Source organism: Brachybacterium equifaecis, assembly GCF_023509525.1.
Lineage (GTDB): Bacteria > Actinomycetota > Actinomycetes > Actinomycetales > Dermabacteraceae > Brachybacterium > Brachybacterium equifaecis.
Map to the genome: position 1 here is coordinate 1 of NZ_JAKNCJ010000003.1, position 16712 is coordinate 16712.

Here is a 16712-nt window from a genome sequence, read left to right on the forward strand (position 1 = left end):
CGACCTGCTCAGGCGTGTGCCGCTTCCTCGTGTTCGTCATGATGAGACCAGTCTTCCTGCCCGCAGCAGCGAGCATCAAGACGACTCACACAACGACTGGACCTACATCACGGGGTCAGCCCAGGAGGTCTGCGTGAACGTCTCACCCGGGGGCATCTGGACGATCCGGAGCCAGTCCGTGAGTCCTGCAGGGGAGCGATACGGGGTGTCCATGAGGTTCTGGCCGTGGATGCTCGCCCAGCCTGTCAGCAGGGTGAGCGGCGTGATGATCGTCGAGATGTCGGAGTAGCCCACGACCCAGGTGGGCTCAGCGCGGCCGATGGCGTCCCAGTCCAGGAGGCCGATGAGGTCGATCGCGGTCTCCCCGCCCCAGGGCGGGACGATCGCGCGCACGGCAGGGTCCAGGAGCATGTCCTGCAGCTCGTCGGCCCGCTCCCGGGCGCTCGCGCTGATATGCCGCTCTCCGTCCATGCAGCGACCGACTCTGGCCTCGAACCCGGCGCTGCGGACGGTCTCGAGGGCGAACTCGAGGCGCGCCGCAAGAGCGTCGGCCACGCCGGAGGAGGGGCTGGTGACCCCGACGACATCGCCGGGCGACAGGGGAGCAGGGAAGCGCACGTCCATTCCAGGACCCTAGCGCGCAGGGGCCGACGGGATGCCGCGGTGGGCAGGGGAGGCCGCAGAGGGAAAGCGAACGGGCCGGGCCGCCAGACGGCGACCCGGCCCGCTCGGCCATAGACGGACCTCAGGCCTCGGCGGCAAGCCCGCCCGCGCCGGCGATCCGGGACGGGCGCACCGTGCGGGCGCCGCGGGAGACCACGAGGGTGACTCCCACCGAGATCAGGAACCAGGCGAGGATCGACAGCAGCGCGGCGGTCGTGGAGGTGACCGAGCCGCCGAGCGCCGCGTGGACGAGGCCCTGGCTGACGATCGGCATCGGCATGAACCCGCTGATCGACTGCAGCAGCGGCGGGGCCGTCTGCACCGGGAGGATTCCCACCAGCACCACGGCCTGCAGCACCATCAGCACGATCGAGAGGATCCTGCCCACCCGGTCGCCGAACAGGGCCAGCAGCGCCTGGTGGAACGCCGAGAACATCAGCGCACCGGTGAGGGAGATGAGCCCGACGGCCAGCGGGGAGACCGGGGCGATGCCGACGAACGCGAGCACGAGGAGCACGGCGAGGGTCTGCACCGCCGCCACGGCGAGGGCGGGCAGCAGCGAGCGCAGCACCACCTGCCACATCGGCATCGCCGCATCGAGCAGGCGCCGGGACAGCGCCGGGACCAGCAGGAAGATCCCGAACGCCCCGAGCCACAGCGCGAGCACCGTGACGAAGGGGAAGGTGGTCGTCGCCGCCCCCGCGGATGTGTTCTCGGACTCCGAGAAGGTCGTGATGGGCTGCGCACCCATCTGCGCCATGGAGGTGCGCTGCGCCTCGGTGTACGTCGGGATCTGGTCCGCGCCCTGACGCAGCCCGTCCGCGAGCTGCGTCGTGCCGTCCGCGAGCTGACCGGCGCCGTCGGCGAGCTGGGTCGTGCCGTCTGCGAGCTGGCTCGTGCCGTCTGCCAGGCCTTGCGTACCCTCAGCGAGACCCTGGGCCCCCTGCGCCAGCTGCCGGGTGCCGTCGGCCAGCGCGTCCGCGCCGCCGGCGAGCGCGCCGGCGCCGTCGGCGCTGGCGTGCGTACCCGCAGCGAGCTGTCCCACTCCGTCCGCGAGCTGGGAGGCGCCGCTCGCACTGGAGCGAGCGCCCCCGGCGAGCTGATCGGCGCCGCCGGCGAGCTGATCGGCACCGGAAGCGCTCGAGCGCGCCCCGCCCGCCAGCTGGTCGGCACCGCCGGCGAGCTGGTCTGCGCCGTCGGCACTGGTATGCGCGCCCGCAGCGAGCTGGGCGGCTCCGGGTGCGAGCTGATCCACGCCGTCCGCGAGCTGGTGCACACCGCCAGCGAGCTGCACAGCGCCGCCGACGAGCTGAGGCATCTGGTCGGCGAGCTGGCGGGTGCCCTCGGACAGCGCGTCCGCGCCCTCGAGGAGGCCCGGGACGTGCACGGGGTCGCCGTTCACATCGAGCACCTCACGGTTCTCGAACCCCTCGAAGGCGCGCTCCATCCCGTCGGCGTTCGCCTGCGCGCCGACAGCGAGCGCATCGGCGCCCGCCGTCAGCTCTTCGGCGCCTGCTGCCAGCTCATCCGAGCCGGAGGCGAGACCCGAGACGCCGCCCGCGATGCCTGCGGTGCCGGCTACGAGGCCCGGATTCGCCTCGGTGCCGTCGCCGTTCAGCGCGGCGTCCACACCCTGGGACTGCTGAAGGAGGACTTCTGCGTTCGCGCACAGGCCCGCCAGCGAGGGATCGGCGTCGGCGAGGGCGCACACCGCGTCGCGGTTCGATCGGGCAGCATCCAGCATGCCGGGGACCGGCTGACCCTGGACCGTACTCGGTTCGAGGCCAGCGGCCAGAGCCGCGGTGCCGTCGCTGACACGCTGCGCGCCATCGCTCAGATCCTGCACGCCGGCCCCGCTCTGCGCGAGGCCGTCGGACAGCCGCTGCACTCCGTCGGCAAGCTCCGAAGACCCAGCGGCAAGGCCCTGGGCGCCGTCGCGGAGACCCGGCTGACCCCCGGCCCCTTCGTATGCGGCGTGGAGTCCGCCCGCCAGCTGGTCCGCCCCGCCCGCTAGCGCCTCGGTCCCCGCCACGAGGCCAGGGTTCTGCGCCGTGCCGTCGCCCTGCATTCCGGCGGCGAGCTGGTCGGCACCGGCAACCAGGCCAGGATTCTGCGGGGTGCCATCGCCGTGGCGCAGGCCCGCCTGAATCCCCGCGAGACCCCCGGCCACGCCGTCCGCGCCGGTGGCGAGCTGGTCGAGCCCGCCGGCGAGCTGCCGGTTGCCGCTGGCGACCCCGTCGGCACCCGTCGCGAGCTGGGAGAGACCGCCGGAGAGCTGGCGGGTACCGCCCGCGACGCCGTCGGCCCCGGTCGCGAGCTGAGAGAGCCCGCCCGAGAGCTGGCGGGTGCCGCCCGCCACCCCGTCGGCCCCGGTCGCGAGCTGGGAGAGTCCGCCCGAGAGCTGGCGGGTGCCGCCGGCGAGCTGGTCGGCCCCGTCCGCCAGGGGAGCGGTGCCGTCGGCGAGCTGCTGGGTGCCGTCGGCGAGCTGCTGGGATCCGTCCGCGAGCTGGTGAGCGCCGTCGCTGGTCTGCTGGACGCCATCGGCGAGACCGTTCGCGCCGTCGGCGAGATCCTCGGCGCCGCCCGCGGCATCGGAGAAGCTGCTCTGGAGATCGTTGAAGCCCACGTAGATGCCGTCGAGGTACTGCTCGGTGAACTGCCCGCCCATGGTGGCGGTGGCGACCTGGGCGACCGCGCTTCCGATCAGGCCGTTCAGGGGGCCGGAGGCGTCGTTGCTGATCACCTGGATCTCGGCCTTCGTCGCACCGGGGGTGCCGATGCTCGCGAGGTTCTTCGAGAAGTCTGCAGGGATGATGATCATCGCCGCGTAGGTGCCGTCCTTGAGCCCCGCGCGGGCATCGTCCTCGGAGGTGAGGCGCCAGTCGAAGCCGGTGGTCTCGGGAGCGCCGTCGCCCTCGACGGTCGAAGGCTGGGTGAGCCCTCCCGCGAGCATGCGACCGAGCGGCACCTGCTGCTCCTCGCCGTCCACGACCATAGTCGTGCCCTCATCGAGGTTCACGACGGCCGCGGGGACGCGATCGACGTTGTCGATGCGGCCGGTGAGGGCCCACAGGCCGATCCCGGCGACGAGCAGCGGCAGGAGCAGGACGACGATCAGAGCCGCAGGATGGCGGCGGAGGGTGTTCATGCGTGTGCTCCTTCAGCGGAGACGGCGGTGGAGCCCTGCGATGCGTGGTCCTGCTCGGTGCTGTCCTGCGCATCGCCCGCGCGCTCGAGGCGCAGGGCGATGTGGCGGGAGGGATCGGGCAGGGCGTCGATGACGTGCTGCTCGGTCTGGGTGGCGCCGAGGGCGGCCGCCGCCCGGGAGCCGGTGATGATCGTGGCGCCGCCCTCGAGGAGCTCCTCGAGCTGCGCGCCGATCCCGCCGTCCGTGACGGTGACGGCGTGGGCGAGATCGCCGACGTCCTCGATCACGATGAGCTGGCCGGAGCGGCCTCGCGCGGCGATCTGCTGCAGCCGGGCGGTGACGTCCTCTCCCGCTCCGATGCGGTGCGCACGGGACTGGATGGCGGAGAGGTCATCGGGGGCGAGGCGGTCGTGGACCGCCAGGATCCCCGTGAGCGGGGCCAGGCGCCCCGAGACGAGATCGAGGAAGGCGCTGCGGGCGGGATCGTCGTCCGATCGCGCCACCAGGAGCGTGCCGGGGGCGATCGACCCGGTGAGCGGGCCGATCTCGCCGCCGCCGGCGAGGGGTGCGCGCACGTCCTCCAGGCGCACGGCGGCTCGGCCGTGCTGCGCGGTCCAGCTGCGGTGCTCGAGGACGGCCTTCAGGCCCTCTCCCTCGACGTCCATCGTGGGCAGCAGGCGGTCGAGCCAGGCCGGCAGCCACCAGGCGCGGTCGCCGAGCAGCGCGAGGACTGCGGGCACAAGCGTCATCCGCACCACGAACGCGTCCACGAACACGCCCACGGCGAGCGCGATGGCGATCGGCTGGAGCATGTACGTGCCGGTGGGCACGAACGAGGCGAACACGCTGAACATGATGAGTGCAGCCGCCACGACCACCGGCGCGCTGCCGGTGAAGCCGCGCTCGATGGATCCGCGGGCGTCCCCGGTGTGCACGTACTCCTCGCGCATGCGCGAGACGAGGAAGACCTCGTAGTCCATGGCGAGTCCGAACAGGATGCCCATGCACATGATCGGCATGAACGCGATGACGGGGCCGACGACGTGGATGTTCAGCGCCGCGTTGCCCCAGCCGTACTCGAAGATCATCGCGACCACGCCGAAGGCGACGCCGACGGAGAGCAGGTACCCGAGTGAGGCCTTGATCGGCACCCAGATGGAACGGAACACGATCATCAGCAGGATCAGCGAGAGCCCGACGACGAGCAGGCTGAAGGGGAGCAGAGCCTGGGAGAGCAGCGCGGAGATGTCGATGGCGACGGCGGTGGAGCCGGTGACGCGCATGTCGGAGATCGCGAGGTCCTTCTCCCAGGCGGGGGCGTCCTCGCGCAGGGTGCGCACGAGATCGGCGGTGGACTCGTCGGTCTGGGAGCCCGTCGGGATCACGACGACGACCGCGAGATCGGCGCCGCGGTTGGGGGTGGCGAGCTGGATCTCCTGGACGCCCGGGAGCGCGGCGACCCGGTCCTCGAGCTCGCCGACGACGCCGAGAGGATCGGTGGAGTTGATGATGTCGGCGGTGATGAGAAGCGGGCCGTTGTACCCGGCGCCGAACTTCTCGGCGATGAGGTCGTAGGTCTGGCGGGCCTCGGTGTCGGGCCGCTCGGTGCCCAGATCCGGCAGTCCGAGCCGCAGGTCCTTGATCGGCAGCGCGAGAGCGCCGAGCACCACGATCACCAGGACGATCGTCAGCGCCGGGATCTTCGTGACCGCGCGCACCCAGGTGGTGCCGAACGGCTTCTTCGGCTTCTCGCCGTCGGCGGGCGCGGGGAGCACGCCGCCGTTCTCGGCCATCAGGCGGCGCACGCGGCGCGGGCGCAGGCGCTCGCCCAGCAGCCCCATGAGCGCGGGCAGCAGCGTGAGCGCGACGACGACGGAGATCGCGACGGTCGCCGCGGCGGTCACGCCCATGATCGTGATGAAGGGGATGCGGGTGACGAACAGGCCCAGCAGCGCGATGATCACCGTCATGCCCGCGAAGATGACGGCGCTGCCGGAGGTCGCGGTCGCCTCGCCGATGGACTCCTCGACCTCCATGCCGCCGGAGAGCTGATCGCGGTGGCGCGAGAGGATGAACAGCGAGTAGTCGATGCCGACGGCGAGGCCGAGCATCGCTCCCAGCGAGATCGTCACCGAGGGGATCTCCACGCCTGCGGAGAGCGCCATCACCGAGAGCATCGCGACGCCGACTCCGACGATCGCGCTGACGATGGGGATGACGGCGGGCAGAACGGCCCGGAAGGTCACCGCGAGGATGATGAGCGCGGCGAGGATGCCGATCACCTCCGAGATGCCCATGGGCATCTCGGCGCTCTGCAGGATCTGCCCGCCCAGGTGCACCTCGAGGCCGTCGGTCGAGGATTCGGCGGCGATGCGGCTGAGCTCGTCGATCGAGCCCTCGGGGAAGCTGCCCATGCCGCCGGACATCTGGACGTTCCCGATGAGGGCGTCGCCGTCGGGCGTGCGGGTGCCGGGGGAGAGCTCGTCGAAGGGGCTCGGGGCCGCGGCGACGCTCTCCACCTGGCCGGCCTCGTCCATGACGGTCTCGATCTGGGCCCGGTGCGCCTCGACGTCCTGGCCGTCGGTCGTCACGAAGACGAGCTGGCCGGCGGTGCCTCCCATCTCGGGGAAGCGCTGGGCGAGCTCGTCGAGCCCCTGCTGCGACTCGGTGCCCGGGATCTCGAAGGTGCTCGAGAACGCGCCGCTGAGCCCGAAGGCGAGACCTCCGCTGAGGGCGAGGAGCGCGAGCCATGCGCCGATGACCTTCCAGCGGCCTCGGGCCATGGCGCGGCCCAATCGATACAGGGAGGAGGACACGCAGATCTCCGATCTCAGGAGCGGGCGCCGATGCCCGGAGATCCGGCGCACGCGCGGGTTCGACACACGAATGTATCGGTATGATGGTACCGCTGGAACCCGAGACGAAGAAGGCGGTGATCGCGTGACGGATCTCCTGCCCCGATCCGGGGGCGGCGATGAGCGGCGGCGCAAGGAGAACACGCGCTCGCGCCTGCTCCAGGCATCCGTCCCCGTCTTCGCCGAGAAGGGTCTCGAGGGCGCCACCATCGACGATCTCGTGCGGGCCGCGGGATTCACGCGCGGTGCGTTCTACTCGAACTTCTCCACGAAGGAGGAGCTGTTCGGCGCCGCGTTCTCCCTCGCGACCGACGAGATCATCCGCATCATGACCGAGCGCATGGACTATTGGCGCGGTTTCCACGGCAGGATCGTCTCGGCGCACGCCGCCGGCTCCGCCGAGGACACCCTGATGATGCTGGAGGTCTTCGAGGCCGTGCGGCCGTACGGCCGCCAGTGGTTCCTCCTGCACTCCGAGGCCGTCTCCACCTCGCTGCGCTCCCCGCAGGCGCGCGAGCTGGTCACCGAGCAGCGCGCACGCCTGCGCACCGTGATCGCGGGCGCCCTGCGCGAGAGCCTCGAGGCGGCGGAAGCGGCAGCCGGAACCCGGCTGGAGCTCGCCATCAGCCTCGAGGACCTCGCCCAGCTCGTGATGAGCATCTTCGTCGACCTCATGGTGCGCGAACAGCTCGAGGGCATCGAGGTGCGAGACCTCGCGACCGTCACGCTGCTGCGCACCATCCGCGCCTTCATGCTCCCGCTCGGCCCCTGAGCCGGAGACCTACGACCCCCACCCCTGATCGCACCCCTCAAGGAGCCCTCATGCCCTCCACCGATCTGATCGCCGAACCCCTCTCTGGAAGCCCGGCCGGCGCCGTGTACGCCGACCGGGGGACTTCGCACTTCGACATCCTCGCCGTCATCATGTGCGCCGTCGTGATCCTCTCCGGGATCGGCGCCGCCAAGGGCGTCTACCTCGGGACCATCCCGGGGATCGGATTCTCGATCATCACCGACGGCGGCTTCTTCCTCTTCCCGCTCGCCTACATCGTCGGCGACATCATCACCGAGCTGTACGGGCCCCGCGCCGCGCGCCGCGCCATCATCATGGGCTTCGCGACCAGCGTCCTCGCCGCGCTCTGCTACTGGGTGATCATCGCGCTGCCGCCCTTCCCCGACGATTACGGGCTGGCCAAGCAGGCGGCCATCGAGCTGGCCCTCGGCCCCGTGTGGATCGTGGTCCTCGCCGGTCTCGCCGGTTTCGCCGCCGGCCAGAGCGTCAACTCGCTCATCCTCAGCCGCATGAAGCAGCGCACAGGGGAGAGGGGCCTGCTGGCACGCCTCTTCTCCGCCAGCGGGGCCGGGGAGCTCGTGGACACGATCATCTTCTGCACCATCGCCGCGGCCGCGATCGGCATCACCACCCCGCGCCAGTGGTTCGAGTACACGCTGCTGGGCTTCGTGTACAAGGTCGCGGTCCAGTACGCGGTCATGCCCATCACCGCGGCCGTGATCCGGCACCTGAAGAGGACCGATCCCACGTATCGCGACCGCCTGGCCTCCCGGTAGTCTGGAGGGCCCCCTCCTCATCCGAAAGGCTGCCGTGTCCTCGCGCGCCCACGATCCCTCCGCCTCGAGCGAACCCACTCCCGTGACGGGGGGCATCCCCACCACGACGGGCGCGATCCCCACCATCACCTCCGGCATCCCCGTGCTGGAGGATGCGGCCGACAGGGGCCAGGCGCAGCTGCCCTCTCAGAGCGACCTCGCGCGCACCCGGGGGAAGGTCACCGCGCTGGTCATCGCCGTGCTGACGACCCTCAGCGCCATCGGCCCTCTCGCGACCGACATGTACATCCCCGCCTTCCCGCAGGTGACGAGCGATCTCGGCACGACAGCGGCGGCGATGCAGCTGACCCTCACCGCGTTCTTCCTCGGCACCGCGACCGGCCAGGTGATCGCGGGACCCCTCTCTGACCGGGTCGGCAGGCGCTGGCCGCTGCTCGCCGGGATCCTACTGTGCCTGCTCGCCTCGATCGGCTGCGCGCTCGCGCCGGATGTCACCGCGCTGCTGGTGCTGCGCCTGCTGCAGGGCTTCGGCGGCGGCTTCGGGATGGTGCTGGGCCGTGCGGTGCTGATCGACATGACCGACGGTCCGGAACTGTTCCGGACGATGAACATCATGCAGGGAATCGGCGGCATCGCCCCGATCGTCGCCCCGCTGCTGGGCGGGCTGATCCTGATCGTCGGCCAGTGGCGCGAAGTGTTCTTCGTGATCGCCGCGATGTCGCTGATCTCCCTGATCGGCACGATCTTCCTCATCCCCGAGTCGCTCCCGCCCTCGAGACGCCACGCGGGAGGATTCCGCACCTTCGCGCGCAACTGCCGCACTCTGCTGGGCCGGCGCATCTTCGTGGCGTACATGCTCGTGAACGCCTTCAGCGCCTTCGCGCTGATGTCCTACGTGTCGGCCTCGTCCTTCGTCGTGCAGAACATGCTGGGCTTCTCGCCGACTGCCTACTCGATCACCTTCGCGATCAACTCGCTGGGCATGATGAGCCTGTCGTTCCTCTCGGCCCGGCTGACGCGCTCGATCCACCCGCGCAGGATCATGCGGGTGGGCCTGACACTGGTGAGCCTCGCGGCCTTCACGCTGCTGATCGGCTCGCTGTTCCTGGACACGCCCGCGTGGATCGTGCTGCCCGCGTTCTTCTTCACCGTCGCCCCGCAGGGCCTGATCTTCGGCAACGGCGGCGCCATGGCCTCCCAGCAGGCCACCGAGTTCGCCGGCACCGGCTCGGCGATGCTGGGCCTGGGCTTCTCCTTCGCCGCCGCCCTCGCGGCGCCGGTCGTCGGCATCGCGGGGGACAGCACCGCGCTGCCGATGGCGATCGCCATGGTCGCAGGCACCGCGATCTCGGTGCTGTGCTACGTCCTCGCCGGGCGGGGGAGCGCGGCTCAGAGGTAGCGCAGGTTGATCTCCGAGGAGGGGTCGAAGAACACGCAGGCTCCGACGCGCGGACGCACCCAGAGCGTGTCGCCGATCTGCGCGTCCTTCGCGGAGTCGAGCCGCACCGCGATGCGCTTCTGCCGCATGGAGACGGTCGAGTCGGGCGTCATCAGCGCGGTGCAGTAGGCGTACGCCTCCGCCCCCAGGTTCTCGATGATCTCGACCTGCAGGGGGACGCACTGATCCTCCCGGTCGGTCGACTGCCGCGAGACGATCTCCCAGTTCTCCGGCCGCACCCCTGCGATCACCGAGTCCCCGTCGAGCTTCGCAGCGAACTGCGCCGGCATGCCGAGGTCCAGGGTGTGCCCCTCGCCGAGGAGCGCCCGGCCCCTGTCCACCCGCACGCCTTCGAGGAGCGTGATCGAAGGGGAGCCGATGAACTCGGCGACGAAGGTGTTGCCGGGGTTCTCGTACATGTGCGTGGGCTCGTCGACCTGCTGCAGGACCCCGTCCTCCAGCACGGCGACGCGGTCGCCCATGGTCATCGCCTCGGTCTGGTCGTGGGTGACGTAGACCGTCGTGACGCCGAGCTCCCGCTGCAGAGCCGCGATCTGCGCGCGCGTGGAGACGCGCAGCTTCGCGTCGAGGTTCGACAGCGGCTCGTCCATGCACCACACCTTCGGGTCGCGCACGATCGAGCGGCCCATGGCGACGCGCTGGCGCTGCCCGCCGGACATCGCCGAGGGCTTCTTGTCCAGGAGCGGCTCGAGCTCGAGCATCCGCGCGGCCGATTCGACCTTCCGTGCGATCTCGTCCTTCGGGAGCTTCAGGTTCTCCAGGGCGAAGGCCATGTTCTGGCGGGCGGTCATGTTCGGGTACAGCGCGTAGGACTGGAACACCATCGCCACGTCGTGGTCACGGGCGCGCATCTCGGTGACGTCCTTGCCGTCGATGAGGATCGCGCCCTCGTCCACGGGCTCGAGGCCGGCGAGCATGCGCATCGCAGTGGATTTTCCGCTGCCCGAGGGGCCGACGAGCACGAGGAACTCGCCGTCCGCGATCTCCAGGGAGACCCGGTTGACCGCCGGGGGGCGGGAGCTGTCGAAGATGCGCGAAGCCTGCTGGAACGCGACGGTGGCCATGGTGGTCCTTCCTGGTCGAGGCCCGGCGCACGGAAGCTCCGTGCGCCGGGACCTCGAGCGAGGTGTCGAGACGGGAGGGCTCAGAGCCCTCGGGATGCGATCAGGGCAGCAGCGGCGTGATGTCGCGGTCGATGACGTCCTGCGTCTCCTTGTCCAAGGACGCGAAGACGGTCGCCACCTCCTCGCCGCCGATGGTGATGCGGTCGAGACCGCCGCCGATGCGTGCGCCGCCGCCGGGGACGAACACGCGCGCGTAGTCCTGGGATGCGGTGTTCGCGGCGAGCTGGTCGATCGCGGTCTGGGCGTTGGGGTTCTCGGTCAGGAACGCGACCTCATCCGCGTGCTCGAGCGCGGACTTCCGCATCGGCATGTAGCCGGTGCCCTGGGAGAACGTGATGGTGTTCTCGGTGCTGGTGATGAAGTCGACGAAGCGCATCGCGTTGTTCTTGCGCTCCTCGGAGATTCCGGCCGGGATCGCGAGGCCGCCGCCGCCCGTCGGGCAGGCAGGGGAGGGGCCGGGCAGGAACGTGGTGATGAACGGGAACGCCGCGGCCTCGGTGAGCCCGCCGAGGGAGCCCGTGGACTGCAGCAGGCCGGAGGCGCCGCCGATCGAGAAGGTGTTGTCGGCGTTGGCGTCGACCGCGATGTGGCCCGCGGCGGCCTGCTCCTTGAGGAACTGGCCGGCGGCCACGGTCTCGGGGGAGCTGAAGGTGGGAGTCCACTCCTCGGAGTAGGCGCCGCCGAAGGCCCAGGCCATCCCCTGGAAGTACCAGTCGAGGTAGTTCGAGCCGTCGGGGACGACGAGCGCGGGCTTGCCGCCGTTCGCGGCGACGAGGGCGGGGGCCCACTGCGCGAACTCCTCCCAGGTCTCCGGTCCGCGATCCGTGGGCAGCCCTGCGGCGGCCAGCACGTCGGAGTTGAAGTACATCAGGCAGGTCGAGCGGCAGTACGGCATGCCGTAGTGCTTGCCGTCGAAGAGGTAGTCCTCGCGCAGGGTGTCGACGATGTCGTCGGAGTCGACGTCGTTCGCGGTCCACAGCTCGTCCAGCGGCGTGGTGGCCTCGTTGAGCGCGAAGTTGAACCAGGTGACGTCGGAGGTGATGAAGACGTCGGGCAGGCGCCCGCCGGTCAGCGCCGCGTTCACCTTCTGGGAGATCTCCTCGTAGTTCGCTCCGGCGGTGACGAGCGTCGCGGGAGTGTCGGGATTCGCCTCGTTCCAGGCGGCGATCATGGCCTCCTCGAGGTCCTTGGAGCCGCCCGGGTGGTTGGACCAGAACTCGATCGCGCCGTCGCCTCCGTCGGAGGCCCCGGCTCCCGCTCCGCTGCCGCCGGCGCAGGCGGCGAGAGAGGCGGTCGCGGCGGTCGCACCGGCGAGGGAGATGAAGCTGCGGCGGGTGAACGTCATGGGGTTTCTCCTTGTGAAGAGGGACTGCGGTGGATGGGGCATTCGGGGGAGCGGGGGAGCGGGGGAGCAGGAGCGCCGGGACGAGCGCGGGCGCGGGGCTCAGGCGGCGCGGCGGTGCAGGGGAGCTGGGCGGATCTCAGCCCTTCACGGCTCCGGCCGTGAGGCCCTTGATCATCTGCTTCTGCAGCAGGATGAAGACGAGGAGCATCGGCAGGGTGGTGATGATGGTGCCGGCCATGACCGGGCCCCAGTTCGTCATGCCCTCGCTGTTCTGCAGCTGGGTCAGCCCGATGGGGAGGGGCATGACGCTGTCATCGCTGGCGATGAGGAAGGGCCATAGGTACTGGTTCCACTCGGTCACCACGGTGATGAGCACGAAGGCGCTGACGGTCGGCCAGGACATCGGCAGCACGACCTTGAAGAGGGTGCGGAAGAATCCGGCGCTGTCCATCTCCGCGGCCTCCATGATCTCCGTCGGCAGCGAGAGGAAGTGGTTGCGCATCAGGAAGGCGCCGAATGCGACTCCCGCGAGCGGCACGATGATGCCGGCGAAGGTGTTGCGCCATCCCCACTGCGCGACCATCGAGTAGTTCGAGATGATCGTGATCTGGTTCGGCACCATGAGGGAGCCGATGAGCAGCAGGAACAGCAGATCCCGGCCGGGGAAGCGCAGGAATGCGAAGCCATAGGCCGACAGCACTCCGAGCGTCACCTCCACGATCGTGAGGATCGCGGTGATGATGATCGAATTGCGCAGGTACGTCCCGAAGTTCAGATTGTTCATCACCGTGGAGAAGTTCTCCGGCGCGAACGGATCCGGGATCCAGCTGATCGGGTCGGAGTAGATGTCCCCGTGGGTCTTCAGCGACGTGATGAGGATGAAGTACAGGGGGAGCAGGAACACGAGGGCCGTCAGCACCATCGCTCCGTATCCGAAGGCCCGCCCGACGGGGGAGCCTCCGTCCCCGCTGATCGCGCGGCGCCGGGCGGACTGCCGGGCGTTCATCGGCGGCTCGCCGGCGGCCTGGGTGCCGGGGGTCGGCGGAAGCGCCTTCGGAGCGGCCGACGGGACCGCGGCGGGGGAGGCGGCGGCAGGGGAGAGGGCGGTGCTCATGGTCAGTTCTCCTTCTGCAGGCGCGCCTGCGCGACCGTGATGATGAGGACCACCACGAACATGACCGTGGCGACCGCGGATCCGTAACCCGCCTGGCTGTTCACGAACGTCTCCTGGTACACCTGGTAGACCATCGTGGTGGTCGCCGTCTCGTAGGGCCCGCCGGCCGTCATCACCTGGATGATGTCGAAGACCTGGAACGAGTTCAGCAGCACGGTGATCGAGAGGAACACGGTGGTGCCGCGCAGCTGCGGCAGCGTGATCCTCCAGAAGCGGCGCCACGGGGGAGTCTTGTCGATCTCGGCGGCCTCATCGAGATCCGAGCGGCGCCCCTGCAGAGCGGCCAGATAGATCACGAACGTGTAGCCGAGGTTCTTCCAGATATAGGTGAAGGTCACCATGAACAGAGCCCACCAGCGGTGCTGGTAGAAATTGGGCGAAGCGATCGAGAACCATCCCAGGATGTCCTGGACGAGACCGAAGTTCGGGTCGAAGACGAACTGGAATGCCACGCCGATCGCGGCACCGGAGATCACATACGGCGCGAACACCACGGCGCGCACGAGATTGCGACCCTTCAGCGCCCGATCCAGCAGCAGCGCGAGCGCGAGGCCGATGACCATCGAGCCGATCACGGCGGCGCCCGTGAACAGGAGAGTCTGCAGCATGATCTGCCAGCTCTCGGGGTCGCTGAAATAGCGCGTGTAGTTGTCGAGGCCGACGAACGTCATCCGCGGGCTGGAGATGTTCCAGTGGTAGAACGAGATGCGGATGTTGTCGATCAGCGGGCGATACGTGAACAGGAACAGCAGCGCCATGTTCGGCAGCACGAGGACTGCCGCCAGGGCCGCATGGCGCCAGTTCGTCGCCCGCCGCCGCCGTCGGGGCGGGTCGGGGATCGCGTCGTCCCGATCGATGCCGGGTATGCCGAGTGCACTCACGAGAAGGACTCTGACCGGCCCGGATGAACCTCCGGGGCGCTCCGGTGGCGCTGCGGTGAACAGCAGAGGCTGAGGTCACCCGGCGGCAAGGACTTGCAGGCCACACGGGGTTCACCTGCCGGATCGGCCGGATCCTCGCGGCTGCAGCCAGCCGTGCCTGGCGCGAGGCGCGCACCCGGATCCGAACTCTTCCGCCGGCGCTGCGCGACCTTCGCGTCAGCGACCCCGGGGTGAACGCCGACCGACGCGCGGCTGCGCATCGGGCATCCGGCGCGAATGCATCACAGTTCGGTCACAGGCCGTGGATCCGTGCTCAACTGCACGCTTCGCCGATAATGCACGTTATGTAAAGTACAACGGGCAGGGGGCCCCTGCCGCCCTCTCCTATCCGCTACCGCGGCGGGTAGACCGGGAACGCACGGAAACGGCTGTCAGCCTCTGCGACAGCAATATTCGGCAGTCTCCGGTGGTCCTCGAGCGCCGCGAGCTCGAGGCGCGGCCGCGCTGCGGTGCCGGCTCGCCGCCAGCGCGCGATGATCTCGCCCCGGCGCAGGAAGCCTCCGAGGAACACCCCGCGATTCCCGGGCACCAGCACCTCATGCGCCGCGGGCGTCATCAGCGCCAGCCTGTCCGGATACCCCAGCACGATCTCGTCGAACGGCGGCAGCAGGATCCCCTTCAGCGCGGCTCCCCCGTGCTGCTCCCACTCGGCCTGCAGGCTCGGCCGCTCGTACCGCATCTCTCCGCGCGCATCCGGCCCCGCAGGGACGACCTCGTCTTCGAGCTGCTGCAATGCTGCGGTGAGCAGCGCGATCGGCAGCTTCGAGAACCAGGCGGCATCGCGGATGCTCGCCGGACCGCGGCTCGTCAGGTAGCGGCGCAGCAGCTCGGCGGCCGCCTGAGTGCGATCGCCTCCGAAGCGCTCCTGGAGCGAGGATCCCACCGGCAGCCAGCGATCCCCGGCGACCACGAGGTTCTCCCGGCCGGCGAGCGGACCGTAGACCGCGATGTCCGTCATGAGGAAGTGCTTGAGGATGTGATAGCGATGCGCCTGCTCGGTCGCGATCCCCCGCTCGGTCCAGTGCGCCAGCAGCTCGCTGCGGGGGATGCCGCTCTCCCCCGTCACCTCTTCGAGGACCGCCCGGGCGCTGTGCATCGTGGACTCCTCGATGCCCAAGTGCTTCTCGCGTCGCATCGCCGAGCCTCGGATCTCGGCCGGAGCGCACAGCTGGGTGAGCCAGCGCAGATCCTCAGCGGCCGTGATGAACACCGTGCCGCGCATCGGGTATCCGCGCACGATCTCCCCGTCCGCGAAGGCGCGCTCGACCTCCGCGACGGCAGCGCCCGGCGGGAGGGCGAGACGCAGCGCCAATGAGGAGACCGCACCGGTGAGATCCTGCCCCTGCGTGGCGAGGAACGCCCGGGCCACGTCTGCCGCGCCCGTGCGCCGGGCGCCGACCAGCTCCTGTGCGACGACGCGGCGCGTCACCAGCTCTCGATCCACCATGCCCGAAGGCTAGCGCGGCTGGTCCGTGCGCTCCGCGAGATGCGTGGGAGGAGCCGAGATGCCGGCCTCTCGGCTCCTCACGTGAAAGTCGCCGTGCTGGCGGCCGAAGCTCAGGCGCGCTGGTGCCCCGTGCGCCGATACAGCGCGGTCAGCGCCGACGGGAACGCGCGGGCCAGCGGCTGCATCAGCCCCCAGCGCCACGGCACGTGCGTGTCCTTGCCCGGGCGCTCCACGAGCGCGCGCACGAGCGCCTCGGCGACCTCCTCGGGCCGCATGGTGCCCACGAGCGCCTCGACCTTCGGCACGCGCTCCACCGATCCGGGGTTCGCCGTGAAGTAGTCGCTGTGCACGCGCGTCGGCGTGAGCGAGCCGACCGCCAGCCCGCTGCCGTGCAGGTCCTCGCGCAGCGCCTCGGTGAACCCGCGCAGCGCGAAGCGGGCGGCGGCGTAGCCCACTGCCCCCGGCCAGGGGACCACCGAGACCGGCGAGTTGATCTGGAAGATGGCGCCGCTCCCCCGCGCGAGCATCGGCCTCAGGAAGCCCATCGTGGTGTGCACCGCCGCGAAGTAGGGCAGGTCCATCTGGTCGTGGACGTCCTGGACGGTGGACTCCTCGAGCGACTGGAAGGCGCCGGCGCCGGCGTTGTTGATGATCGCGTCGGGCACTCCCGCCTGCTCGAGCACCTGTGCGCACGCAGCCGCGGCGGCGTCCGGATCCGCGAGGTCCACCGGGATCGCGAGCGCTCCCCCGCCGATCGTCGCGGCGAGCTCCTCCAGGCGATCGCGCCTGCGCGCAATGAGCACGAGGCGAGCCCCGTCGGCCGCGAGCCGTCGCGCGATCGCCTCGCCGATCCCGGCCGAGGCGCCCGTGACGACGATCAGACGGCCGGCGAGCAGAGCCGAGGATTCACGATGTGCTGAGGAGCGGCGGGTGGAGCGCATGGCTCCGACCCTAGCTGTCTCAGCGCCTCCTCACCGCCCGCGCTGG

12 protein-coding genes are annotated in these 16712 nt (G+C 70.3%); 3 read left to right on the forward strand and 9 right to left on the reverse strand.

The window, feature by feature from the left end:
- Window positions 1–102 precede the first annotated feature (102 nt).
- From Bequi_RS07855 to Bequi_RS07865, 3 genes are all read right to left on the reverse strand, one after another.
- Window positions 103–624, reverse strand: a complete 522-nt coding sequence (locus Bequi_RS07855; protein ID WP_249737414.1) for an LD-carboxypeptidase — start codon at window positions 622–624, stop codon at window positions 103–105.
- Window positions 625–745: 121 nt separating this feature from the next.
- Entirely contained in the window at window positions 746–3811 is a 3066-nt protein-coding gene (locus Bequi_RS07860; protein ID WP_249737415.1) for a YhgE/Pip domain-containing protein, read from the reverse strand.
- Window positions 3808–6627 carry an MMPL family transporter gene (locus tag Bequi_RS07865; protein ID WP_249737416.1) on the reverse strand — a complete coding sequence of 940 codons (2820 nt, stop codon included), beginning with the start codon at window positions 6625–6627 and terminating at the stop codon, window positions 3808–3810. The genes Bequi_RS07860 and Bequi_RS07865 overlap by 4 nt, the downstream gene beginning before the upstream one ends.
- 124 nt (window positions 6628–6751) lie before the next feature.
- Between Bequi_RS07865 and Bequi_RS07870 the strand changes: the two genes are divergently transcribed.
- Genes Bequi_RS07870 through Bequi_RS07880 form a run of 3 tightly spaced genes read left to right on the forward strand, consistent with a single transcriptional unit; the run spans window position 6752 to window position 9634 of the window.
- On the forward strand, window positions 6752–7438 hold the full coding sequence (locus Bequi_RS07870; RefSeq protein ID WP_249737417.1) for a TetR/AcrR family transcriptional regulator: 687 nt from the start codon (window positions 6752–6754) through the stop codon (window positions 7436–7438).
- A gap of 50 nt (window positions 7439–7488) precedes the next feature.
- Window positions 7489–8235, forward strand: a complete 747-nt coding sequence (locus tag Bequi_RS07875; protein WP_249737418.1) for a queuosine precursor transporter — start codon at window positions 7489–7491, stop codon at window positions 8233–8235.
- 34 nt (window positions 8236–8269) lie between these two features.
- Window positions 8270–9634 carry a multidrug effflux MFS transporter gene (locus Bequi_RS07880; protein WP_249737419.1) on the forward strand — a complete coding sequence of 455 codons (1365 nt, stop codon included), beginning with the start codon at window positions 8270–8272 and terminating at the stop codon, window positions 9632–9634.
- Here Bequi_RS07880 and Bequi_RS07885 read toward each other — a convergent pair.
- From Bequi_RS07885 to Bequi_RS07910, 6 genes are all read right to left on the reverse strand, one after another.
- Window positions 9625–10758, reverse strand: coding sequence for an ABC transporter ATP-binding protein (locus Bequi_RS07885; protein WP_249737420.1), 1134 nt, complete (start codon window positions 10756–10758; stop codon window positions 9625–9627). The two genes, Bequi_RS07880 and Bequi_RS07885, sit on opposite strands and share 10 nt — an antisense overlap.
- Before the next feature lie 100 nt (window positions 10759–10858).
- Window positions 10859–12163, reverse strand: coding sequence for an ABC transporter substrate-binding protein (locus Bequi_RS07890; RefSeq protein WP_249737421.1), 1305 nt, complete (start codon window positions 12161–12163; stop codon window positions 10859–10861).
- Between the two features lie 136 nt (window positions 12164–12299).
- Window positions 12300–13277 (reverse strand): carbohydrate ABC transporter permease, encoded by a 978-nt coding sequence (locus tag Bequi_RS07895; protein WP_249737422.1) that lies wholly within the window; start codon window positions 13275–13277, stop codon window positions 12300–12302.
- Window positions 13278–13279: 2 nt separating this feature from the next.
- A complete protein-coding gene (locus Bequi_RS07900; protein WP_249737423.1) occupies window positions 13280–14218 on the reverse strand; it encodes a carbohydrate ABC transporter permease in 939 nt (312 codons plus the stop codon).
- Window positions 14219–14609: 391 nt separating this feature from the next.
- Entirely contained in the window at window positions 14610–15725 is a 1116-nt protein-coding gene (locus Bequi_RS07905; RefSeq protein WP_249737424.1) for a winged helix DNA-binding domain-containing protein, read from the reverse strand.
- A 110-nt stretch (window positions 15726–15835) separates the two neighbouring features.
- Window positions 15836–16666: an SDR family NAD(P)-dependent oxidoreductase gene (locus Bequi_RS07910; RefSeq protein ID WP_249737425.1), complete on the reverse strand. Its 831-nt coding sequence runs from the start codon at window positions 16664–16666 to the stop codon at window positions 15836–15838.
- Window positions 16667–16712 lie beyond the last annotated feature (46 nt).